Origin of the sequence: Leclercia sp. Marseille-Q4284 (genome assembly GCF_916618945.1) — a bacterium.
GTDB lineage: Bacteria > Pseudomonadota > Gammaproteobacteria > Enterobacterales > Enterobacteriaceae > Enterobacter > Enterobacter tamurae.
Genome location: NZ_CAKAKG010000002.1, coordinates 228,250 through 248,537, shown reverse-complemented (window position 1 = coordinate 248,537; position 20,288 = coordinate 228,250). Strand labels below are relative to the sequence as shown.

General features: G+C 55.9%; 24 protein-coding genes, 3 tRNA genes and 1 pseudogene. 13 read left to right on the top strand and 15 right to left on the bottom strand.

The annotated features are described in order from the left end of the window. Positions 1-165 precede the first annotated feature (165 nt). From LG383_RS15940 to LG383_RS15910, 7 genes are all read right to left on the bottom strand, one after another. On the bottom strand, positions 166-663 hold the full coding sequence (locus tag LG383_RS15940) for a DUF2501 domain-containing protein (RefSeq protein ID WP_166181534.1): 498 nt from the start codon (positions 661-663) through the stop codon (positions 166-168). 84 nt (positions 664-747) lie between these two features. Beyond that, positions 748-1,485, bottom strand: coding sequence for a DNA replication protein DnaC (dnaC, locus tag LG383_RS15935; protein WP_106994132.1), 738 nt, complete (start codon positions 1,483-1,485; stop codon positions 748-750). Beyond that, positions 1,482-2,027, bottom strand: a complete 546-nt coding sequence (dnaT, locus tag LG383_RS15930; RefSeq protein ID WP_225759626.1) for a primosomal protein DnaT — start codon at positions 2,025-2,027, stop codon at positions 1,482-1,484. Before dnaT ends, dnaC begins: the two co-directional genes overlap by 4 nt. Positions 2,028-2,133: 106 nt before the next feature. Further along, entirely contained in the window at positions 2,134-2,562 is a 429-nt protein-coding gene (locus tag LG383_RS15925; protein ID WP_106994134.1) for an organic hydroperoxide resistance protein, read from the bottom strand. A 32-nt stretch (positions 2,563-2,594) separates the two neighbouring features. Then, the gene (locus tag LG383_RS15920) at positions 2,595-3,236 is read right to left on the bottom strand and encodes a TetR family transcriptional regulator (protein ID WP_225759625.1); all 642 of its coding nucleotides are present in this window, start codon (positions 3,234-3,236) and stop codon (positions 2,595-2,597) included. 66 nt (positions 3,237-3,302) lie between these two features. Continuing rightward, entirely contained in the window at positions 3,303-3,776 is a 474-nt protein-coding gene (locus LG383_RS15915; RefSeq protein ID WP_225759624.1) for a threonine/serine exporter, read from the bottom strand. Beyond that, the gene (locus LG383_RS15910) at positions 3,767-4,543 is read right to left on the bottom strand and encodes a threonine/serine exporter ThrE family protein (protein ID WP_225759623.1); all 777 of its coding nucleotides are present in this window, start codon (positions 4,541-4,543) and stop codon (positions 3,767-3,769) included. The genes LG383_RS15915 and LG383_RS15910 overlap by 10 nt, the downstream gene beginning before the upstream one ends. Positions 4,544-4,753: 210 nt before the next feature. Between LG383_RS15910 and LG383_RS15905 the strand changes: the two genes are divergently transcribed. From LG383_RS15905 to bglJ, 3 genes are all read left to right on the top strand, one after another. After that, on the top strand, positions 4,754-4,915 hold the full coding sequence (locus LG383_RS15905; RefSeq protein ID WP_225759622.1) for a hypothetical protein: 162 nt from the start codon (positions 4,754-4,756) through the stop codon (positions 4,913-4,915). Between the two features lie 65 nt (positions 4,916-4,980). Beyond that, complete coding sequence (locus tag LG383_RS15900; RefSeq protein ID WP_225760156.1) at positions 4,981-5,712, top strand: response regulator transcription factor; 732 nt, start codon at positions 4,981-4,983, stop codon at positions 5,710-5,712. Next, positions 5,712-6,347, top strand: coding sequence for a DNA-binding transcriptional activator BglJ (gene bglJ / locus LG383_RS15895; protein ID WP_225760155.1), 636 nt, complete (start codon positions 5,712-5,714; stop codon positions 6,345-6,347). Before LG383_RS15900 ends, bglJ begins: the two co-directional genes overlap by 1 nt. 44 nt (positions 6,348-6,391) lie before the next feature. On the opposite strand, the gene LG383_RS15890 is transcribed toward bglJ, so the two are convergent. Continuing rightward, on the bottom strand, positions 6,392-6,850 hold the full coding sequence (locus LG383_RS15890) for a YbaK/EbsC family protein (protein ID WP_225759621.1): 459 nt from the start codon (positions 6,848-6,850) through the stop codon (positions 6,392-6,394). A gap of 332 nt (positions 6,851-7,182) precedes the next feature. On the opposite strand from LG383_RS15890, the gene LG383_RS15885 reads away from it, so the two are divergent. Beyond that, positions 7,183-8,526 carry a PTS sugar transporter subunit IIC gene (locus LG383_RS15885; protein WP_225759620.1) on the top strand — a complete coding sequence of 448 codons (1,344 nt, stop codon included), beginning with the start codon at positions 7,183-7,185 and terminating at the stop codon, positions 8,524-8,526. Positions 8,527-8,633: 107 nt separating this feature from the next. Here the strand turns inward: LG383_RS15885 and fhuF are convergent, their stop codons facing one another. Then, a complete protein-coding gene (gene fhuF, locus LG383_RS15880) occupies positions 8,634-9,422 on the bottom strand; it encodes a siderophore-iron reductase FhuF (RefSeq protein ID WP_225759619.1) in 789 nt (262 codons plus the stop codon). A 156-nt stretch (positions 9,423-9,578) separates the two neighbouring features. Between fhuF and LG383_RS15875 the strand changes: the two genes are divergently transcribed. Continuing rightward, positions 9,579-9,809: a DUF1435 domain-containing protein gene (locus tag LG383_RS15875; protein WP_106994142.1), complete on the top strand. Its 231-nt coding sequence runs from the start codon at positions 9,579-9,581 to the stop codon at positions 9,807-9,809. Between the two features lie 41 nt (positions 9,810-9,850). Here LG383_RS15875 and LG383_RS15870 read toward each other — a convergent pair. From LG383_RS15870 to rsmC, 4 genes are all read right to left on the bottom strand, one after another. Then, positions 9,851-9,936, bottom strand: a tRNA-Leu gene (locus LG383_RS15870). 32 nt (positions 9,937-9,968) lie between these two features. Further along, positions 9,969-10,054: transfer RNA gene (locus LG383_RS15865), tRNA-Leu, on the bottom strand. A 29-nt stretch (positions 10,055-10,083) separates the two neighbouring features. Further along, a tRNA-Leu gene (locus LG383_RS15860) sits at positions 10,084-10,169 on the bottom strand. 140 nt (positions 10,170-10,309) lie between these two features. Continuing rightward, positions 10,310-11,338: a 16S rRNA (guanine(1207)-N(2))-methyltransferase RsmC gene (gene rsmC, locus LG383_RS15855; RefSeq protein WP_106994143.1), complete on the bottom strand. Its 1,029-nt coding sequence runs from the start codon at positions 11,336-11,338 to the stop codon at positions 10,310-10,312. Positions 11,339-11,440: 102 nt separating this feature from the next. On the opposite strand from rsmC, the gene LG383_RS15850 reads away from it, so the two are divergent. The 8 genes and pseudogenes from LG383_RS15850 to LG383_RS15815 all read left to right on the top strand — a co-directional run bounded on the left by LG383_RS15850 (position 11,441) and on the right by LG383_RS15815 (position 17,837). Further along, a complete protein-coding gene (locus tag LG383_RS15850; protein WP_225759618.1) occupies positions 11,441-11,854 on the top strand; it encodes a DNA polymerase III subunit psi in 414 nt (137 codons plus the stop codon). Then, the gene (gene rimI, locus LG383_RS15845; RefSeq protein WP_106994145.1) at positions 11,823-12,266 is read left to right on the top strand and encodes a ribosomal protein S18-alanine N-acetyltransferase; all 444 of its coding nucleotides are present in this window, start codon (positions 11,823-11,825) and stop codon (positions 12,264-12,266) included. Before LG383_RS15850 ends, rimI begins: the two co-directional genes overlap by 32 nt. Positions 12,267-12,283: 17 nt before the next feature. Beyond that, complete coding sequence (yjjG, locus tag LG383_RS15840) at positions 12,284-12,961, top strand: pyrimidine 5'-nucleotidase (protein ID WP_106994146.1); 678 nt, start codon at positions 12,284-12,286, stop codon at positions 12,959-12,961. Between the two features lie 90 nt (positions 12,962-13,051). Continuing rightward, positions 13,052-14,641: a peptide chain release factor 3 gene (prfC, locus tag LG383_RS15835; RefSeq protein ID WP_166181543.1), complete on the top strand. Its 1,590-nt coding sequence runs from the start codon at positions 13,052-13,054 to the stop codon at positions 14,639-14,641. Positions 14,642-14,945: 304 nt separating this feature from the next. Further along, positions 14,946-15,563, top strand: a complete 618-nt coding sequence (osmY, locus tag LG383_RS15830) for a molecular chaperone OsmY (protein WP_225759617.1) — start codon at positions 14,946-14,948, stop codon at positions 15,561-15,563. Between the two features lie 124 nt (positions 15,564-15,687). After that, a complete protein-coding gene (locus tag LG383_RS15825; protein WP_002887716.1) occupies positions 15,688-15,849 on the top strand; it encodes a DUF1328 domain-containing protein in 162 nt (53 codons plus the stop codon). A gap of 148 nt (positions 15,850-15,997) precedes the next feature. Further along, a pseudogene (locus LG383_RS15820) lies at positions 15,998-17,058 on the top strand (patatin family protein). After that, positions 17,055-17,837: a metal-dependent hydrolase gene (locus LG383_RS15815; protein ID WP_106994150.1), complete on the top strand. Its 783-nt coding sequence runs from the start codon at positions 17,055-17,057 to the stop codon at positions 17,835-17,837. Before LG383_RS15820 ends, LG383_RS15815 begins: the two are co-directional and overlap by 4 nt. On the opposite strand, the gene LG383_RS15810 is transcribed toward LG383_RS15815, so the two are convergent. Both LG383_RS15810 and LG383_RS15805 read right to left on the bottom strand, forming a co-directional pair. After that, positions 17,832-18,692 carry a YjjW family glycine radical enzyme activase gene (locus LG383_RS15810; RefSeq protein WP_225759616.1) on the bottom strand — a complete coding sequence of 287 codons (861 nt, stop codon included), beginning with the start codon at positions 18,690-18,692 and terminating at the stop codon, positions 17,832-17,834. The two genes, LG383_RS15815 and LG383_RS15810, sit on opposite strands and share 6 nt — an antisense overlap. After that, the gene (locus LG383_RS15805; protein WP_225759615.1) at positions 18,664-20,205 is read right to left on the bottom strand and encodes a YjjI family glycine radical enzyme; all 1,542 of its coding nucleotides are present in this window, start codon (positions 20,203-20,205) and stop codon (positions 18,664-18,666) included. The genes LG383_RS15810 and LG383_RS15805 overlap by 29 nt, the downstream gene beginning before the upstream one ends. Between the last annotated feature and the right edge of the window lie 83 nt (positions 20,206-20,288).

The window sequence follows — 20,288 nt, the reverse complement described above, 5'->3', positions numbered from 1 at the left end:
ATAATTTTTGGGTGATACAATGTAATGGCGATGCCATTTAGCTGCAATTGTAGTGTCACGGAATTGTGCTGTTGTTAGGATTTGGTTTAGAAAATGCAATGTTTGACGGGCGTCGCTTTACGCGAAAGGGAGAGACGCCGCGACGTTGATCGCGGCGTAGTGGGATCATGAGATAAAGCTGAGACCCTGTTTCAGGACAAAATCGCAGGCCTGAGCTTTGACCTTCTTCGCCAGCGGAGTGTTGCCGATGGTTTCCAGATTCAGCTGCTGGCCGTTATTCGCATTCAGCAGACCCTGGATCCCTTCCAGATAGTTGGTGTCCTGCTGTTGCTCTTGCGGGGTTTCCAGGCCCAGTTTCCCTAATACCTGATTTTTAATATTGGTGGCATCAGTCATCGAGGCCAGCTTCTCTTTGGCGCAGTATTCGAGGATCCCGGCTGCGTTATTCATGTTGCTGGCGCTGAGGGAGTCGGTGCCGCTGTTGAGCAGGCCGGTCAGTGAAGAGAGAGAAAGACCGCCGGTCTGGGACGAGGTGGTGCTGTTGCCCGCGCTGAGCTGGCTGGCAGCACTGTTGAGCGAATCCTGCCAGGAGGTTGCCGCCTGTGCTGCACCGGTGACCAGCAGGGCGCTTAAGGCGGCGCTGAGAAGAAAATGTGTTTTCATAGGAGCTACTCTGTCGATGGCCCGCCGGGGCGGAGTGGCTGGCAGTATAAACCCCCGCGGCACCGGACTTCCTGGGTAAATATCCTAATACTCTTTGCCGGTCACGCGGCTGCGATAGCTTTCCCAGTCAAAAATCACATACAGGCTATTGCCGAGCTTCATGCGATCCATCACCCGCTCACCCAGCAGGCGGGTCATCTCATCCACGTTGTGGTTGGTGAGCATGCCGGTCGGGCGCTTGGAGGAGGATCGACGATCGACGATCTGGTTGATGATCACTTTTTCGTAGCGCGATTCGGTCTGGACGCCGATCTCGTCGATCACCAGCAGATCCACGTTACTCAGATCGTTCAGGAGCTGCTCTTCGCTGGTTTCCCGGTTGCTGAAGGTATCTTTCATCGCCGACATAATGTCGGCCACGGTGATGATCAGTACCGATTTGCCGCGCAGCAGCAGTTCGTTGCAGATCGCCGCCGCGAGGTGGTTTTTACCGGTGCCCGGCTTGCCGCTAAAGATAAAGCTGGCGATGTTGCCGTCGAACTCTTCCACGTACTGGCGCGCCTGTTGCAGGGCTTTTAGCTGCCCCTGGCTCTCCACGTTGTAGTTATCGAAGGAGCAGTTCTGATGCAGGGGGCGAATACCGGAGCGATTGAAGGTGCGCTGCATCTTCATGGCGCGGTTTTCCCGGGCCAGCGCAGCCGCGCGGATCTCACCCTGCTCTTTCTGCCACGCCAGCAGCTCTTCGCCGGTGGTAAAGGCCGGTTTGACGTTGGCAGGCATCATCTTCTGCAGACGTTTCATCAGTTCGCCGAACTCTTTCATTTGGCACCTCGGAATCCGTGGGGGATCTGTTTATCCGGTTCTGAAAAGGCATTCACGTCGCGTTTTGACTGTGCGCCGCTGCTGGCCCGGTTGATCTGCACGCTGCGGGCCAGCTTTTGCTGCCACTGGATATGGTGGAAGACTTTGCCTTCCGCCTGCCAGTAAGCGGTGAAGGCGGCCAGCTCTTCCGGGGCGACGGGCTGGGTGAGGGCAATGCCCCACAGCGCCGCCTGGCGTTGAAAGTCGGGGTCGGGCTGCCAGCCGTTATACATGGCAAATTTGCCCATCGGCACGGCAACCGGCGCGCTGGTGGGTTCGTCGAAGAATTGCGTATCCAGAGTGACATCGCTGGTCGGGCGCGCCAGGCGCGCTTCCAGCTCCAGCAGCTGAGCCAGACGCTGCGGCGTGATCGCATAAAAAGCCGGTGCATTATCGGCAAAAACGGCGACAGTACCGCCTTCAGCATTGGCCAGCACGGCGCGGGGATCGTGCATAAAGGCATCAATGCCAGTGACGCTGTTGGTCAAAATTCTGGAGGACATAATACTTCTCTACTGGATTACTGCGGACGTGATATGGGCTTATGGTAGCACAGAGAGGAGGGGGGCTGGCAGGGGTCTGATACCCACTCTCTGCCCCCCTGAAAAATCAGGAGATAATGTTCAGCGTCACGTCAATATTGTTGCGGGTGGCGTTGGAGTACGGGCAGACAATATGCGCCGCATCAACCAGTTTTTTCGCCTCGCCGGCGTCCATCCCCGGCAGATGAATATTCAGCTTCGCTTCGATGCCAAACCCGGTTGGCAGCGGGCCGATCCCCACTTCCCCTTCAATAAACGCGTCCTTAGGCAGGGTGATTTTGTCGCGATTAGCCACAAACTTCATCGCGCCGAGGAAACAGGCCGAATAGCCTGCGGCAAACAGCTGTTCCGGGTTGGTCACTTCCCCGCCCGCGCCGCCCATCTCTTTGGGAACACCCAGTTTGACATCCAGAACGCCGTCGGACGAGGTGGCGCGGCCATCACGGCCCCCGGTGGCTTTGGCTTTGGCGGTATAAACAACTTTATCTAAAGACATGTTGAGTTCCTTATTTCAGGGTTGTGTGCAAGCTATGGACAGGTATAACGCAAGGCAACCTGAACCGCCATCTTTCGATAGTGCTGGCGCTGGGCATGCTCATCGGCTCCGTCTTCAAACAGCAGGGTGAAGGTGTAGCTGTTGGCCACATAGTGAAAGCTGAAGCTGCTGATCAGGCGGTGCAGATCCCGGGCGTTGACCGTCTGGTTAAACAGCTGCTTCGCTTTTCCGCGCTCAAGGATGGATTCCAGCAGCTCCAGCGCGCTGCGGTTTACCTGGCGCAGCAGCGCCGATTGCTGCATAAACCGCCCGCGCTGCATGTTCTCCATGCAGATAATCCGGATGTAATCCGGGTGGTCAGCGTGATAATCAAAAGTGGTTTCGACCAGATTCACCAGCGCTTCAACCGGCGGCAGCGCATCCAGACTGAGCTGCTTTTCACTGGCGCGGATCTGGGTGTAGACATACTCCAGCACCAGCAGGTAGAGGTTCTCTTTGGTCTTAAAGTGATACACCACCATGCGTTTGGTGGTGCCTGCTTTTTCGGCAATCTGCTCCATGCGCGCGCCGTTCAGTCCGTACTCGGCAAACAGCGAGAGGGCGCTGAGAAAAATTTTGTCTTTCAGGCGGGATCCGTCACTGTTTTCTGCGTGTTCGCTGTCAGGGGTAGACACATCCGTTCCTTACTTAGCCACATGAGAACACAGGATTATCACCACCACAGCGGGATAACACAACTCTCAAACCCGGGGGCGTTTGCGGTAGAGCCAGAGCCCGGGGATCGACAGCCCGATCGAGAGCGCGCCGACGATCGACGACGCTTTCAGGAAGTTGGTCAGCAGCATGATCATCTGCGCTTCGCTGTAGCCAAAATGGCTAATCTTCACCGCCGAAATCATCGCCGTATAGGCGGAGATGCCCGGAAACATGGGAATAACTGCCGCGACGGTAAACACCTTCGGGTGGGCCAGATACCAGCGCGACCACTGGATCCCGATGCTGCCCACCAGCATCGAGGCCATAAAGGTCGACCACTCGATGTTCAGCCCGGCGGTCATCATCACCATCCGCGAGCCGTGACCGATGGCCCCTAATAACGCACACCAGGGCAGGGCGCGATGGGGAACGTTAAATACCATCGCAAAACCCACCGCCGGAATGGCCGACAGCACCATGTCCTGAGCCAGCGCCCACAGAAAATCGATTATGCCCATCCGCGCAGCCCCCACAAGGTCATGGCCATCACCACCCCGATACAGGTGGCCAGAGTCAGCAGGCTGGCAATCGCCCAGCGCGCCAGACCGGTATTGATGTGCCCTTTAAACATATCAGCCACCGCATTGATCAGCGGAAACCCCGGCACCAGCAGCAGCACGCTGGCGGCCATGGCGACGGTGGGGGTGGTGGCGAAGGCCGGAACCCGCAGCAGCAGGCCGGAGACCGTGGTAGCGACAAAGGCGGTGATGCAGAAGTTAATTTGCGGATGCAAATGCCGGTGGGTCAGCACCTGGCGCACGTACATGGCGAGGGTGCTGGCGATTAAGGTGACAAAGGCCCCATCCCAGCCGCCGTTATTGAGCTTGCAGAAGCAGGCGCAGGAGAGGCCAACCATCAGCACCACCAGCCAGCGCGGATAGCGCAGCGGCTTGATCTGGCTGAAGCGCTTTTCGACCCCCTGCGCATCCAGCAGCTTATGTTCCGCCATGATCACGATGTGCTGCACCTCGGTGACGACGTGCATGTTGATCCCGCGATCCTGGTTTTTGCGCGTGGAGGTCAGGCACTGGCCCGCTTTAATGGTGGTTAGCACAATGGCATTCGAGGAGATCGCGCTCTCCACGCTGTCCATGCCGAGCGCCAGTCCCAGTCGGGTGGAGAGCTCCTCCACCAGGGCGCTCTCTGCCCCGTGTTGCAATAAAAAAAGGCCGCACTGAATACACAGTCGCGTAGCGGCGCGTTGTGATGACTGATCTGCCTGCATCTGTTGCCCTGAGGAGAGAGTGACGGTTGGATGGTTGCAATGGTTACTTTTAGCACACAACCCGGTGACGCTTGCTCTGGGTTAGATCAAGGTTTAGGCAGATTAGCGCCCCATGAAAGTGAAAAGAGCGGAACAACTAATTATTAATTATTATGGGTTTTATATTTACATAGTTATATTTTTTATATTTAGAATATCTAACGTGCTTTTGTGGATAATATCACGGATAAGGGATTAACTTTTAATGCTGATTTTGCGATATTGACGCCGGTTTTGGCGGTGTATAAATTTGTGATGCTGGTTCTTATCGCACTCTCATTTCGCTCAGCTAATGAAAAAGGAAAAACATTACATTTTTACGTCGCCCTGTAAAAGAGACAGGTATTTCAAATGGATGAAAGACGTGGAATGATTGTATGAATGGATTCGGAGCGCCAATGCCGTCTAAAGGTTGTAAAAGCGCAATAATAATTAGTAAATCACCCATAATGCAAACCGGTCTCGGTAGCGTTATGTCTCGTTATTTTCCGGACTATGAGCGCGCATTTAGCCGGTCTCAGGAAGAACTCACGCTTCTTCAACTACGCCGCGCTATTGTAGTTATTACGGATCTTTCTGGCGACCAGCGCAATGCGCGTAGCCTCTGTGAACAGTATTACAGGCTACAAAATCAGTATCGGGACATTCACTGGATTTATCTGGTTCCGCGTACCATTTATCCCCTTGCTGTCGAGCTCTTGATGCGGCCAGAAAGCACGTTGCTTTCCGACATTGAGCCCATTGAAGGCGTGGTGAACGCCATCCAATCCGGGAGCGAGCATGCGGAACGTATTAGTCAGACATTGTTAAAACCCGAGCCGGAAGAGTTTTATGACAATCAGGATGATGTCATGTTGACCTTTTCGGAACGAAAAGTACTGCGCCTGCTTGGCAAAGGATGGGGAATTAATCAGATCGCAACATTACTGAAAAAAAGTAATAAAACGGTAAGCGCGCAAAAGAATAGCGCCATGAGAAGACTCTCCTTAACCAGTAATGCCGAAATGTATGCGTGGATTAACAGCACCAAGGGAATGAAAGAGCTGAGTTTATTCTCTGCCTATGGAGAGCAAGACGAATGGAAAAGAGCGCCGCAAAAAGACATATCGCTATCGTCGAAAAGTGCATGATGAGTGCTATGGGGCTGAAGCACCTTTTTACCAGTCCCGTATTTAGTGGTTATGAAGTACATCTGTTTAATAACATCGCCAGTTTTCAATCCACACTTAATTTTGTCCCGTATTCAACGTTAATTTATTCACTCTCAGATGAGCGTGAAGAACGACGCAATTGTCTGGTATGTATCAAAGAGCTGGCTGCCAGCCACGGTATGATTCAGCGCGTTGTGCTGGCGTCAGACGAGAAAGAAGCCAGCCTGATGAACCAGCTTTCACCTTCACGTCTGCACGGGATTATTCTCAAGTCCGATCCGCTGGCCGCTTTGCAGGAGCAGCTCAGCAAACTGTTGAATGAGAATCGCCGGGTGAATGACAGCATAAACAATCACTGGAATATTCATCGTGGACGGCTGCTGAGCCCGACCGAACGCGCCATTTTACAGTTTATGTCCTGCGGCTATTCTATCCAGGAGATTGCCACCCAGCTGGATCGCAATATCAAAACCATCCGTGCGCATAAATTTAATGCCATGATGAAGCTTGGCGTGCACTCCGACGTGGGGCTTCTGGATGCGGCAGATATTCTGACGCACTTCCCGGTGCCCGATCACCGCGCGCCGCGCTTCCTTCCTGCGCTCCATTCCTGAGCCGCGATACAGCGTCTGTGCCAGTCCCGGGGCTGGCGCAGGGCTTACAGGCAAACGTCCACCCATGTGGCTTTGGTCAGCTCGGCCATTCGTTCCGGTGAAATGCGCACCGCGCTGTGAATGGCGCCTGCTGCAGGCAGGACTTCGGCATACTCCCGCAGCGAAATATCGCAGTAGATCGCCAGCGGATTTTCCAGCCCGAAAGGGCATACACCCCCGACGGGATGGCCGGTCACGGTCACCACCTCGTCGCTGCTCAGCATCCGGGCTTTTGCGCCAAAGGTCTGCTTCAGCTTTTTGTTATCCAGGCGCGCGTCACCTTTGGCAACCACCAGAATTACCTCATCTTTAATTTTCAACGACAGCGTTTTTGCTATCTGACCCGGCGCGACATTATGCGCCTCGGCAGCCAGCGCAACGGTAGCGGTACTTTGACTCAGCTCGATGACTTCTACATCAGGGGCATGGTCAGCAAAAAACTGGCGCACAGACTGCAAACTCATTGTTTCCTCCAGAAAAATACTCTGCGTAATCTGTCATAAGAAATTATGCTCTGTAAATATTCCCTAAGTAACAAAACTCCAACATCAGCGATTTCTGGATCCTCTTCACAATCACGGAAACCGGTTACAGTAACCGGTTGCAGACCGCGAATCAGAGATTAATACTGATTACGTCATTTCCCCTGTATCCCATAAATAATAAGAGTCGATTATGAAACCTATCCGTTTGAGCAGTACCGCTGGTAAGCGAACCAGCAAGGTGGTGAAAGTGGTATATGGAACACCGTGCGGCGTGACTGCGCCCGAAACGATCGTCTGACAGGAGAGCCGTTATGTCTGCCAACCATGCTGCGTTTAACCTGATATTCCGCTTTGTCGAAAACTATGTCAGCCCCATTGCCGGACGCATCTCTTCCCAGCGTCACGTGATGGCGATCCGCGACGGCTTTATCTCCGCCATGCCGTTTATGATTGTCGGCTCATTCTTATTAGTGTTTGCCTACCCGCCGTTTTCACCGGACACCACCTGGGGCTTTGCCCGCGCCTGGCTGGATATGGCGAAACAGTTTGAAGGCCAGATCCTGACCCCGTTCGATATGACCATGGGGGTGATGTCTCTCTATATCTGTGCCGCTATCGCCTATAACCTCGGCAAGCACTACGTCAAATCGCACCAGCTCGACCCCTTCATGTGCGCCATGCTGTCGCTGATGGCCTTCCTGCTGATTGCTGCGCCAAAAACCAAAGGCACGCTGCCGGTGGACAGCCTCGGAGGGACGGGGATCTTCACCGCCATTCTGGTGGCGATCTACTGTGTGGAGATGATGCGTTTCCTGAAGGCGCACAATATCGGTATCCGCCTGCCGGATCAGGTTCCGCCGATGATCAAAAACTCCTTCGATCTGCTGATCCCGGTGCTGGTGGTGGTGTTAACCCTCTATCCGCTGAGCCTGTTCATTCAGTCGGAGTTTGGCATGCTGATCCCGCAGGCCATTATGGCTATCTTTAAGCCACTGGTATCCGCTGCGGATTCGCTGCCGGCAATCCTGCTGGCGGTGCTGATCGGCCATCTGCTGTGGTTTGCTGGCATTCACGGGGCGGCGATTGTCTCCGGGATGCTGCAGATGTTCTGGCTGACCAACCTCGGGCTGAACCAGACCGCGCTGGCGCAGAGCGCGCCGCTGCCGCATATCTTTATGGAAGCGTTCTGGACCTTCTTCATTGTGATTGGTGGCTCCGGGGCGACGATGGGGCTGGTGTTCTGCTACCTGCGTAGCCGTTCGGCGCACCTGCGTTCGATTGGTCGTTTGAGCGTGGTGCCGAGTCTTTTCAACATCAACGAACCGGTGATCTTTGGTACGCCGATCGTCATGAACCCGGTGTTCTTTATTCCGTTCCTGCTGGCCCCGATGGTGAATGCGGTGCTGGCATGGGCGGCGATGAAGCTGGATCTGATTGGGCGCGTGATTTCCGTGGTGCCGTGGACGGCACCTGCGCCTGTGGGGGCCGCCTGGGCGCTGGGCTGGGATTTCCGCGCGGCGGTCCTGGTGGTGCTGTTAGCCCTCGTCTCCGCCATCATCTACTACCCGTTCTTCAAAGTGTATGAGAAGCAGCTGCTGGCGCAGGAAGCCGAAGAGGCTCAGCGTGCCGACGAAGAAAGCCAGCAGGTGGCGTAATAAAAGCAAAACGGCAACCCAGAGGTTGCCGTTTCTAATGTTTGTTCCCTCTCCCGGTGGGAGAGGGCCAGGGTGAGGGCATCAGACCGCACTCACCATCTACAAAACTATTTAAGCGTGCAGTCCCCGCACTGCTGCACATCCGGCAGGCGATAACGCTGGCAGCAGGTGCGACGCACCAGTAACCCGTCGCGCGGAACCACCGTACGATAAAGCGGGTTATCACGCCCATCCGACAGCTGACGGGCAAAGAAGATGGACTGGCGCAGCGCGTCGACCTTCTCATCACCCAGCAGGGTTTTCATTTCGGTCAGATACCAGTGAATTAAATACCCGGTATTGCTCCAGATAAGCTTGCCATTGATCTCACCTGTCTCTTCCAGCGCCTCAACCACCGGGATCAGCGCCCGGGTAATCAGCACTTCAATTCTTTGCTGCGCAGAAAGCGAGGTCGTCTGGCTGTCTTCCTGGACATCGATCCAGAAGCAGGCGGCGCGCCCGGTTTCGTGAAACTCAACGTGAAAGTGCTCAGGGGAGAGATCCATCGCCACGTCCTGAGTGAGCAGGGCCAGCATCATCGGCGGCACCATCAGCCCGATATACCATTGCGCCCACAGCGACAGCAGTGGCTTGTGTTCGCGCGCTAACGTAGGTTGATGGCGATAGATGTGATCCGCATAGGTCGCCAGCAGCGACTGCAGTTCGGCAGGGCGTTGCCACTGTGCCAGCGTCAGGGCGTGATGCGGAGGCGTTTCATCCAGCTTAATGACATCCAGCATATGCGCACGCGTTTCGGCAATAGCATCGCGTACCGCATCCGCAAGCCCTGAAGGCCCGGTCGGAAGGCGGGTTTGCCAGATAACATTCTCAATGACGTGTGCGGAGCGTATGGCCATAAGTGAGCTGGATAAAAATCTAAATGATAATGATTGCCAATCCTAACTATAGATAAAACCGTGCGCAAGATTTTTTACACATTTACGCCCTGCGCTGACAAATGAGAAATTATATCATATGATATTGGTTATCATTATCGAGACGGGAGACGGTTCATGTTGAGCAGAGCGTTAGGGAGTGGATGGGGAGTGATACTGCCGGGGGCGATGATGGCCGGGCTGGCCTTTACCGATCTGTCGCTGGCGGTCTGGAAACTGATTATCGTGTCGGGATTGCTGATCTCATCCGCCATGATCTGGCATAAACAACTGCGGCACTTTGTGCTGCTGCCATCCTGTGTCGCGCTGATTGCGGGCATGTGGGTTCTGGCAATGAATCTGAACTGAGAGGATAACAAGAGAGAATTGCAGGAGAGAGATAAGATAATTGGTGCGAGGGGGGGGACTCGAACCCCCACATCCTAAGGACACTAACACCTGAAGCTAGCGCGTCTACCAATTCCGCCACCTTCGCACAGTCATCTTATTTTATTGATATCGCCTCGTTGGTGCGAGGGGGGGGACTCGAACCCCCACATCCTAAGGACACTAACACCTGAAGCTAGCGCGTCTACCAATTCCGCCACCTTCGCCCAGTGCGAGCAATATCAATCATGGTTGTTGGTGCGAGGGGGGGGACTCGAACCCCCACATCCAAAGGACACTAACACCTGAAGCTAGCGCGTCTACCAATTCCGCCACCTTCGCATACCAACGATACAAAAAAGTATCGCAACCACGGAGGCGCATTCTAGATGTTTTCAGCTATTCGTCAACAGATAATTGTGCCGGATGTTTTGATTGTTGCAAAAATGGCCCGATCGGGGAGATCGGGCCGGATATGGACGTTACTTCTTCGCCTGACGGGTCATGATCGCGCGGTAGATCTTAAAGCGGCCGGTCTGGGCCAGTACTTCGTGGAAGCCGAAGACTTCATCCAGCACTTTCGGATACGGCAGGAAGGCGTTCGCCACGATGCGCAGCTCACCGCCGCTGTTCAGATGGCGTACCGCGGTGCGAATCAGCGTCTGTGCGGCTTCGAGGCTGGTTTCCATCCCGTCATGGAACGGCGGGTTGGAGATGATCATATCGAAACGACCGGTCACGTCGGAGAGCACGTTGGAGGCGAATACCTCGCCCTCAATGCCGTTGGCGGCCAGGGTCGCGCGGCTGGCTTCAATCGCGGATGCGCCGACATCGGTGAGGGTTAAACGCACCTTCGGCGAGTGGCTGGCGAGTACTACGGAGAGCACGCCTGCGCCACAGCCGACATCCAGCACTTTACCTTTGGTGTGCGGCGTGAAGGTGGAGAGCAGCAGCTGGCTACCAACGTCCAGACCGTCACGGCTGAAGACGCCCGGCAGCGTTTTGATGGTCAGGCCATCCAGCTGATATTCGCCCCAGTATTTTTCTGCGTCGAAGGTCGGTTTTTTGTCCAGACGGCCATGGTACAGGCCACAGCGGCGGGCGCTGTCGACTTTGTTCAGCGTGGCGTAATCCGCCAGCATCTGCTCGGCGCTGCGCACGCCGCTGCGGTTTTCACCGACCACGAAAATATCGCAGCCCACTGGCAGCAGGGAGAGCAGGTTCATCAGCTGGAACTGGGCTTCGGGTTTGTTCTTCGGCCAGTAGTAGATCAGCGTATCGCAGTCCGCCACGTCGCTCTGCTCAGCTACCAGACTATAGCGAACGCGTTCGCCCATCTGGCGGCTCAGTAACTGCCAGTGGTGATACTGCTGGGTGTGGGCGCGGCTCTCAGCGCACTCGAAACGGGCAGGCAGGTCATCCTGCATATCTCCGGCAAACAGAATACGGCTTTGTTCGAAATCATCACTGTGGCGCAGCAAGACTTCACTTGCCGGGGTAAATGCAGACATGAATTGTTCCTCAATAAACTCAGGCGGGGATTATAGTAGGTAGATGGCGCAGATTCGACACATTTGGTATATTTGCGCGCCTGACAGACAGGAGTTTTCGCAATGGCATCCCGACGAGACAGGCAATTACAGCAACTGGGCATCACCCAGTGGGCGTTGCGTCGCCCGGCGGCCTTGCAGGGCGAAATCGCCATCTCGCTTCCGGCGCACATTCGCCTGGTGATGGTGGCGCAGGAACCGCCCGCGCTGAACGAGCCGTTGATTGCTGACGTGCTGCGCGCCCTGAAGCTGGACGCCGATCAGGTGCTGCAGCTGACGCCCGAGCGCGTGGCCATGCTGCCGCCAGACGGTCGCTGTAACAGCTGGCAGCTTGGCGTGACGGAAGAGATGGCACTGGAGGGCGGCAACCTGGCCACCCCGGTATTGGACGAACTTAACGCGAACCCGGCGGCACGTCGCGCGCTGTGGCAACAAATCTGCGAACATGAACACAATTTCTTCCCTCACGACGACTGATTTAGCCCAGGCTTTTGAGATCGAAAAACGTGCCCACGCCTTTCCGTGGAGTGAAAAAACGTTTGCCAGCAACCAGGGCGAGCGTTACCTCAACTATCGGCTGGATGTCGATAATACCCTGGCGGCTTTCGCCATTACGCAGGTCGTTCTGGATGAGGCGACGCTGTTTAACATTGCCGTGGATCCTGCCTTTCAGCGCCGTGGGCTGGGCAGAGAGCTGCTGGAACATTTAATTCGCGAGCTGGAAACACGAGACGTTTTCACGCTGTGGCTGGAAGTACGCGCCTCGAACGCCGCCGCCATCGCACTCTATGAAAGCCTGGGCTTCAACGAGGCGACGATCCGCCGTAACTACTACCCCACCGCAGAAGGACGTGAAGACGCCATCATCATGGCTCTGCCGCTTGGATAACTAAAAAGGTTGTAACGATGAACTGGGACTGGATTTTCTTTGATGCTGACGAAACGCTGTTTACGTTTGATTCGTTTGGCGGCTTACAGCGGATGTTTCTCGACTACAGTGTGACCTTTACCGCTGAAGATTTCCAGGATTACCAGCTGGTGAACAAACCGCTGTGGGTGGATTACCAGAACGGAGCCATCACCGCGTTACAGCTGCAGCATCAACGTTTCCAGGGATGGTCTGAGCGTCTGAACGTTCCGCCAGGCGATCTGAACCACGCCTTCCTTAACGCGATGGCCGAGATCTGCGCCCCGCTGCCGGGTGCCGCGTCGCTGCTCGCCTCCCTGAAAGGAAAGGCGAAGCTCGGGATCATCACCAACGGCTTTACCGCCCTGCAACAGATCCGCCTTGAGCGCACCGGTTTCCGTGACTATTTTGATCTGTTAGTGATCTCCGAACAGGTTGGTGTCGCCAAACCGGCCGCGAAAATCTTTGATTATGCGCTGGCCCAGGCCGGAAACCCTGACCGGGCAAAGGTGCTGATGGTAGGGGATACGGCAGAGTCCGATATCCTTGGCGGGATGAACGCCGGGCTGTCCACCTGCTGGCTGAATGCGCACAACCGCCCTCTGCCGGAGGGAATCTATCCGACCTGGACCGTGGCCTCCCTGAGCGAACTGGAGCAACTCCTGTGTAAACATTGATTGCCTGCCCCCTGTTGATGGGTAAAATAGCCGCAAATTCGTATTCCAAATGCGTGGCGTACTGCCGCGCTTATTAAAGAAGATTTTATTATGACGTTGTCTCCTTATCTGCAAGAGGTGGCCAAGCGCCGCACTTTTGCCATTATCTCTCACCCGGATGCCGGTAAAACCACCATCACCGAAAAGGTGCTGCTGTTCGGACAGGCGATCCAGACCGCCGGTACGGTAAAAGGCCGTGGTTCCAGCCAGCATGCAAAATCTGACTGGATGGAGATGGAAAAGCAGCGTGGTATCTCGATCACCACCTCCGTGATGCAGTTCCCGTATCACGATTGCCTGGTGAACCTGCTCGATACCCCGGGGCACGAAGACTTCTCCGAAGATACCTACCGTACCCTGACGGCGGTGGACTGCTGCCTGATGGTCATCGATGCCGCGAAAGGTGTTGAAGATCGTACCCGCAAGCTGATGGAAGTTACCCGTCTGCGCGATACGCCGATCCTCACCTTTATGAACAAACTCGACCGTGACATCCGCGATCCGATGGAAGTGATGGACGAAGTGGAGCGCGAGCTGAAGATCGCCTGCGCACCAATCACCTGGCCAATTGGCTGCGGGAAGCTGTTCAAAGGGGTTTACCACCTCTATAAAGACGAAACTTACCTGTATCAGACCGGTAAGGGTCACACCATTCAGGACGTGCGCGTCGTGAAAGGGCTGGATAACCCGGAGCTGAACGCGGCGGTCGGCGATGAGCTGGCAGAGCAGCTGCGTGACGAGCTGGAGCTGGTGAAAGGTGCGTCCCACGAGTTCGATCAGGATCTGTTCCTCGCGGGCGAAATCACCCCGGTCTTCTTCGGTACCGCGCTGGGTAACTTCGGCGTCGACCATATGCTGGACGGTCTGGTGGAGTGGGCGCCGCAGCCGATGCCGCGTAAAACCGACACCCGTGAAGTGGTCGCCAGCGAAGAGAAGTTCACTGGCTTCGTATTTAAGATTCAGGCCAATATGGACCCGAAACACCGTGACCGCGTAGCCTTTATGCGCGTGGTGTCCGGTAAGTACGAAAAGGGCATGAAGCTGCGCCAGGTGCGTACCGGTAAGGACGTGGTGATCTCCGATGCGCTGACCTTTATGGCCGGTGACCGTTCCCATGTGGAAGAGGCCTACCCGGGCGACATCATTGGTCTGCATAACCACGGTACTATCCAGATTGGTGACACCTTCACCCAGGGTGAGATGATGAAGTTCACCGGTATTCCGAACTTCGCGCCGGAACTGTTCCGTCGTATCCGCCTGCGGGATCCGCTGAAGCAGAAACAGCTGCTGAAAGGGCTGGTTCAGCTGTCGGAAGAGGGTGCCGTGCAGGTGTTCCGCCCCATTTCCAATAACGATCTGATTGTCGGCGCCGTCGGGGTGCTGCAGTTCGACGTGGTGGTTGCCCGTCTGAAGAGCGAATACAACGTTGAAGCGATTTACGAATCGGTCAACGTGGCGACGGCGCGCTGGGTAGAGTGTTCTGACGTGAAGAAATTCGAAGAATTTAAGCGTAAGAACGAGATCCAACTGGCACTGGACGGTGGTGATAACCTCACCTATATCGCCCCAACCATGGTCAACCTGAACCTGGCGCACGATCGTTACCCGGACGTTCAGTTCCGCAAAACCCGCGAGCACTAATCCCTTCTCAGAGCACGGCAGCCGCCGTGCTCTGCTTAAATCCCTGCCTTATTAATCCCTTGCGGAATGTTCTTAATTCATCATCTTTTGTTACTTGTTGCTCATTTTTTAGCCGATTCTGAAAGCAGCGCGCCGAGAGTGATCTATATTTAACTCAGTGTTTAACACCGGGCGCAGATGAAAGCTCCACTCAATGCGTGTTGATAAGGTTCTCATCTCGCCCGAGTGTTGATTGGTAGTATGAAAGACTACTTACGCATGATGATTTACGCTCGAATTCGGAGCAAAACACAGGAATACATCGATGAATACTAAAAAACTGAAGATTTCGAAAACTCTGCTGGCGGTAATGATGGGTAGTGCTCTGGTATGCGGTTCTGCAATGGCGGAAACCACAACCACGGAAAAAGCACAGTCCACAGCGAATACCGCAGGGGAAAAAATCGATAACTCTATGAATAAAGTCGGTAACTTCATGGATGACAGCTCTATCACAGCAAAAGTAAAAGCTGCGCTGGTGGATGCTGATGACATTAAGAGCACCGATATTTCCGTAGAAACCGAGAAAAACGTTGTTACGCTGAACGGCTTTGTTGAAAGCCAGGCGCAGGCTGAAAAAGCCGTTGCCGTGGCGAAAAAGGTAGAGGGTGTGACCTCTGTCAGCGACAAACTGCACGTGCGTGACGGTAAAGAGCAGTCTGCCAAAGGCTATGCGGGCGATACCGCAACGACCAGCGAAATCAAAGCTAAACTGTTAGCGGATGACATCGTGCCATCACGTAAAGTGAAAGTTGAAACCACCGATGGTGTTGTTCAGCTGAGCGGTACCGTTGATTCAAAAGCACAGAGTGACCGTGCTGAGAGCATCGCAAAAGCCATTGATGGCGTGAAAAGTGTTAAAAACGATCTGAAAGTTAAATAAAACATCACAATCGTCCTTCTGGCTGAGGCCAGAAGGCGAGATAAGAATTACACCTTAGATATCGCCGTGAGCAACCTGAGCGCTCACCATGCGGTCGACATTAACTATGGTTAAGGAGAGTCTTATGTTTCGTTGGGGCATCATTTTTCTGGTAATCGCGTTAATTGCCGCCGCTCTGGGTTTTGGTGGTCTGGCTGGTACTGCGGCGGGCGCAGCGAAAATCGTCTTCGTCGTCGGTATTATCCTGTTCCTGGTTAGCCTGTTCACCGGACGCCGTCGTCCATAGCTCAGGTTATAGGTACTTTGTAGAAAAAGGCTCATGCTCAGCATGAGCTTTTTTTATGTCTGACGTTTGTCAGCATCCGATTTGAGTCATACGTCAGGTATAGGCTACTGTGTAGTAACAGAATAAATAAAAAAACAGGAAAGCAGAGGTGGGACAGCGAATTCCGGTCACGCTCGGCAACATTGCGCCGTTGGCGCTGAAACCTTTTCGACCAGGCCAGATAGCCCTGGTGTGTGAGGGCGGCGGCCAGCGAGGGATCTTCACGGCAGGCGTCCTGGACGAATTCATGCGCGCGCAGTTTAATCCGTTCGATCTCTATTTCGGCACCTCCGCCGGGGCGCAGAATCTGTCGGCCTACGTCTGCAATCAGCCGGGCTACGCCCGCAAAGTGATCATGCGTTACACCACCTCCCGCGACTTCTTCGATCCGCTGCGCTTTGTGCGCGGCGGCAATCTGATCGATCTTGACTGGCTGCTGGATGCCACCGCCAGCAAAATGCCGCTGGCGATGGACAACGCCTCGCGGCTGTTCGATACCGGCAAAGCTTTCTGGATGTGCGCCTGTCGCGGCGATGACTACTCGGCCAGCTACTTCTCACCACAAAAAGAGAACTGGCTCGATATCCTTCGCGCCTCCAGTGCCATCCCCGGCTTCTACCGTACCGGCGCGGCGCTGGACGGCATCGCCTATCTGGATGGCGGGGTCAGCGACGCGATCCCGGTGCAGGAGGCGGCCCGACGCGGGGCGCAAACCATCGTGGTGATCCGTACCGTGCCGTCGCAGATGTACTATACGCCGGAGTGGTTTAAGCGGATGGAGCGCTGGCTGGGCGCCAGCAGCCTGCAACCGATGCTGAATCTGGTCTCACATCACGAGGCCAGCTACCACACCATCCAGCGTTTTATCGAGAAGCCGCCGGGCAAGCTGCGGATCTTGAAATTTATCCTCCGCGGCCGCTCAACAGTATGGCGCTGGGCAGTCGCGTGCCCGCCCTGCGCGACGACTACAAAACCGGGCGCCTGTGCGGGCGCTATTTTCTGGCGACGGTGGGCAAGCTGCTGGCCGAGCAGCCGCCGCTGCGTCGGATCATCGCCCCGGCCACGAGGGTGGTGCCCCCGGCAAGCGTCGCCAACGACGTGGTTGCCACACCGCTGGTGATTACGCCCCAGGCCAATGACACCCTGTTTGATAGCGAGGATCTGGCGTGACTTACCGCTTTATCGATACCCATTGCCACTTTGATTTCCCACCTTTCACCGACGATGAGCCCGCCAGCATCCAGCGTGCCGCCGACGCGGGGGTGACGGCGATTGTGGTGCCCGCCATTGATGTGGCGAGCATCGATCGTGTCCTGCGCCTCGGGGCGCGCTATCCGACGCTCTATATGGCCCTGGGCCTGCACCCGATTGTGATCGAATCTCATCGCGATGAGCATCTTGACCAGCTGGAAGCGGTGCTGGCGGCGCGACCGGAAAGGCTGGTGGCGGTGGGGGAGATCGGCCTCGATCTCTACCGGGAGGATCCTCATTTCGATCGTCAGGAGACGATCCTTGATGCGCAGCTGAAGCTGGCGAAACGCTACGATTTGCCGGTGATCCTCCATTCCCGGCGCACCCATGACAAACTGGCGATGCACCTCAAGCGCCAGGATCTGCCCCGGACCGGCGTGGTCCATGGCTTTGCCGGCAGCCTGCAGCAGGCGCAGCGCTTCGTAGAGATGGGCTATAAAATTGGCGTTGGCGGCACCATCACCTACCCGCGGGCCAGTAAAACCCGGGATGTGATGGCGCAATTACCGCTTTCCGCCCTGCTGCTGGAAACGGACGCCCCGGATATGCCCCTCAACGGTTTTCAGGGCCAGCCGAACCGCCCGGAACAGGCGGCGAGAGTATTTGCTACGTTGTGTGAACTGCGTGACGAACCCGCGGATGAGATAGCTGAGGCGCTGCTGAACAACACCCGCACGCTGTTCGATCTGCCGCTATAAGTAGAGCGCCGGGCGGATCACCCTGATCCGTTCCCGCTCAAGTACCTCCGCCAGGGGTTCAACATCCTCTGCCGTGGCGCTCCGCCAGTGCCGGGCTTCACCATAGACGCCGTGCGCATGAAAGGCGTTGATCCTGACGGGCACATCCCCTAACCGACGAATAAACGCGATCAGCTCCCGGCGGTGCGTCAGGTAATCGCAGCGATCCGGGATCACCAGCAGACGCAGCTCGCTCAGCCGGTTGTGCCCCGCCAGCCAGCGGATGCTGTGCTTGATCGGTGCGTTGTCACGCCCGGTCAGGTAGCGGTGATGTTCATTGTCCCAGGCCTTGAGATCCAGCATCGCCCCGTCAAACACCGGAAGCAGTTTTTGCCAGCCGGTCTCGCTTAACAGGCCGTTGCTGTCCACCAGACAGGACAAGTGCTGCAGCTGCGGATCGGCTTTCAGGGTCGCAAACAGCGCCAGCAGAAACGGCAACTGGGTGGTGGCTTCCCCGCCGCTGACGGTGATGCCGGAGATAAAGGGCGACACCTTGCGGACCTGCGCCACCACCTCCTCGACGCTTAACCGCTGCGCCATCGGCGTCGCCTGCTGCGGGCACATCTGCAGACAGGTGTCGCACTGCTGACAATGGGCCTCATCCCACCAGACCCGTCCGGCCTGAATGTTCAGCGCGTCATGCGGGCAGTGCGGTACGCAGGCGGCGCAGTCGTTGCACCGTCCTATCGTCCACGGGTTGTGACAGGTTTTGCAGCGCAGGTTACAGCCCTGCAGGAACAGGGCCAGGCGACTGCCGGGCCCGTCGACGCAGGAAAACGGGATAACCTTACTGACTAAAGCGCATCTGTTGTTCATGGCTTATCACGCGCGGCTGGCGCTCCAGAATGCGGGTGTTGCGGGCGGCCTCTTCACCCAGCCAGGTGGTGTTGGTGCGGGACCCTTCAGCGCGGTATTTTTCCAGATCGGAGAGTCGCACCATATAGCCGGTCACGCGGACCAGATCGTTACCCGAGACATTGGCGCTGAACTCGCGCATCCCGGCGCGGAAGGCGCCCAGACAGAGTTCCACCACCGCCTGCGGATTGCGTTTAATGGTTTCGTCCAGGGTCAGAATGTCGCTGATCCCGGCGTGATAGTGCCGGTGATGCGGCGCTACCGCCAGCAGATGGCTGATGGGGTCGGGCTCATCGCCGTAAGGCAGACGCGCCCCCGGGGTGGTGCCGACGTCAGAGCTGATCCCTGACTGGGCATGCAGCATGGCGCGCTGTTTCCAGCCGTGTCTGACCGGCGTATTTTCCACAAAGGCCGCCAGCTGTTCGCTGATGCGGTAGCCCAGCGCATTGGCCTGGTCATCCTTGCCGTAGCGCCCTTTAAGCCCGGCTTTCTCGCACAGCACGTTCACCGCCTCGGCCAGGCCATACATGCCAAACATCGGCACAAAACGGTCGGGATCGATCAGCCCTTCTTTAACCAGGAAGCTATTCTCAAAGAAGCCGGACTGTTGGTACAGGACGTCGCAGCGCGCATCGATGATGGCGATCTGCTGTTGGCAGTAGTGTGGCAGCGTGCGGGTGAAGAACGCCTCTGGGGTATCGCTCTGTTCCGCGATGGCTTTCAGATTAAGGCGCACCAGGGTGCTACCTCCGCCACCCAGCGGCAGGGAGTTGTAACAGCTGACCACACCAAAGCCGTTTTTTGTGAAAATTTTATCATTTTCCGGCCCGTTGGCGATATGCGGCTTACTGCATTCGCAGATATTGCTGGCCACCTCCAGCAGCAGATCGTCCGGGGTGATCTCAGGATCATAAATAAAGGTCAGATTAGGTGAGACCTGCTTAAGCTCTGCATCAGCACGTAAAATGGCGCGCGTTACCGGGCCATCGGCCGGGCCAATATTGGCGTGGACAAAGGCATCCGGCAGGGTGCGATCGAGATAGCGCCAGAAACGTTTTATTCGAATATCGATTTCTTGTTGTGTTAGAATTCTAACATACGGCTGCAGTAGCGTATCGAGATGGCCAAGGAACACCGGCATGCCGGTAACGGACGGAACGTGATGGTAAAGAATGGTTAACAGCGACAGGGCATCGTCCAGATCCTGCGCCCCTTCCAGCTCCAACCATTGCGAACCCTGTTTCAGGAACACCGCATAGTCGGGTAACACATAGCGCGGCTTGTACGGCGCGTGGCCTTCAAACATATCGCAAATCAACCCCGCCTCCAGCGCCTGATGCGCTTCAGGGGGAAGCGTCGGATAAGGCAGGTTGTTTTCCGCCTCCAGCGCCAGAAAGTGGCGTTTTTGTTCGGGGCTTAACACCGGGCTTGTCACAATTTGCTGGCAACGTAGTTGCAGGCCATCGGGGGACATGTTCGCTTCCTTCTTTTTCTGCAGTGATGGGGAAGGATTGTAGAAAGCGTTTCGTCGGTGGCCATTGATCCTGCGCGTGTGCC

Bases quoted from the DNA above. Each gene is read 5' to 3' on its own strand.
- LG383_RS15900 (WP_225760156.1), top strand. From the start codon at position 4,981: ATGCCGTCTAAAGGTTGTAAAAGCGCAATAATAATTAGTAAATCACCC.
- dnaC (WP_106994132.1), bottom strand. From the start codon at position 1,485: ATGAAAGAGTTCGGCGAACTGATGAAACGTCTGCAGAAGATGATGCCT.
- LG383_RS15915 (WP_225759624.1), bottom strand. From the start codon at position 3,776: ATGGGCATAATCGATTTTCTGTGGGCGCTGGCTCAGGACATGGTGCTG.
- LG383_RS15810 (WP_225759616.1), bottom strand. From the start codon at position 18,692: ATGAACAACAGATGCGCTTTAGTCAGTAAGGTTATCCCGTTTTCCTGC.
- LG383_RS15805 (WP_225759615.1), bottom strand. From the start codon at position 20,205: ATGTCCCCCGATGGCCTGCAACTACGTTGCCAGCAAATTGTGACAAGC.
- LG383_RS15875 (WP_106994142.1), top strand. From the start codon at position 9,579: ATGTTGAGCAGAGCGTTAGGGAGTGGATGGGGAGTGATACTGCCGGGG.
- LG383_RS15825 (WP_002887716.1), top strand. From the start codon at position 15,688: ATGTTTCGTTGGGGCATCATTTTTCTGGTAATCGCGTTAATTGCCGCC.
- rimI (WP_106994145.1), top strand. From the start codon at position 11,823: ATGAACACAATTTCTTCCCTCACGACGACTGATTTAGCCCAGGCTTTT.
- rsmC (WP_106994143.1), bottom strand. From the start codon at position 11,338: ATGTCTGCATTTACCCCGGCAAGTGAAGTCTTGCTGCGCCACAGTGAT.
- LG383_RS15940 (WP_166181534.1), bottom strand. From the start codon at position 663: ATGAAAACACATTTTCTTCTCAGCGCCGCCTTAAGCGCCCTGCTGGTC.
- dnaT (WP_225759626.1), bottom strand. From the start codon at position 2,027: ATGTCCTCCAGAATTTTGACCAACAGCGTCACTGGCATTGATGCCTTT.
- prfC (WP_166181543.1), top strand. From the start codon at position 13,052: ATGACGTTGTCTCCTTATCTGCAAGAGGTGGCCAAGCGCCGCACTTTT.
- LG383_RS15850 (WP_225759618.1), top strand. From the start codon at position 11,441: ATGGCATCCCGACGAGACAGGCAATTACAGCAACTGGGCATCACCCAG.
- LG383_RS15890 (WP_225759621.1), bottom strand. From the start codon at position 6,850: ATGAGTTTGCAGTCTGTGCGCCAGTTTTTTGCTGACCATGCCCCTGAT.
- yjjG (WP_106994146.1), top strand. From the start codon at position 12,284: ATGAACTGGGACTGGATTTTCTTTGATGCTGACGAAACGCTGTTTACG.
- fhuF (WP_225759619.1), bottom strand. From the start codon at position 9,422: ATGGCCATACGCTCCGCACACGTCATTGAGAATGTTATCTGGCAAACC.
- bglJ (WP_225760155.1), top strand. From the start codon at position 5,712: ATGAGTGCTATGGGGCTGAAGCACCTTTTTACCAGTCCCGTATTTAGT.
- LG383_RS15925 (WP_106994134.1), bottom strand. From the start codon at position 2,562: ATGTCTTTAGATAAAGTTGTTTATACCGCCAAAGCCAAAGCCACCGGG.
- LG383_RS15885 (WP_225759620.1), top strand. From the start codon at position 7,183: ATGTCTGCCAACCATGCTGCGTTTAACCTGATATTCCGCTTTGTCGAA.
- LG383_RS15910 (WP_225759623.1), bottom strand. From the start codon at position 4,543: ATGCAGGCAGATCAGTCATCACAACGCGCCGCTACGCGACTGTGTATT.
- osmY (WP_225759617.1), top strand. From the start codon at position 14,946: ATGAATACTAAAAAACTGAAGATTTCGAAAACTCTGCTGGCGGTAATG.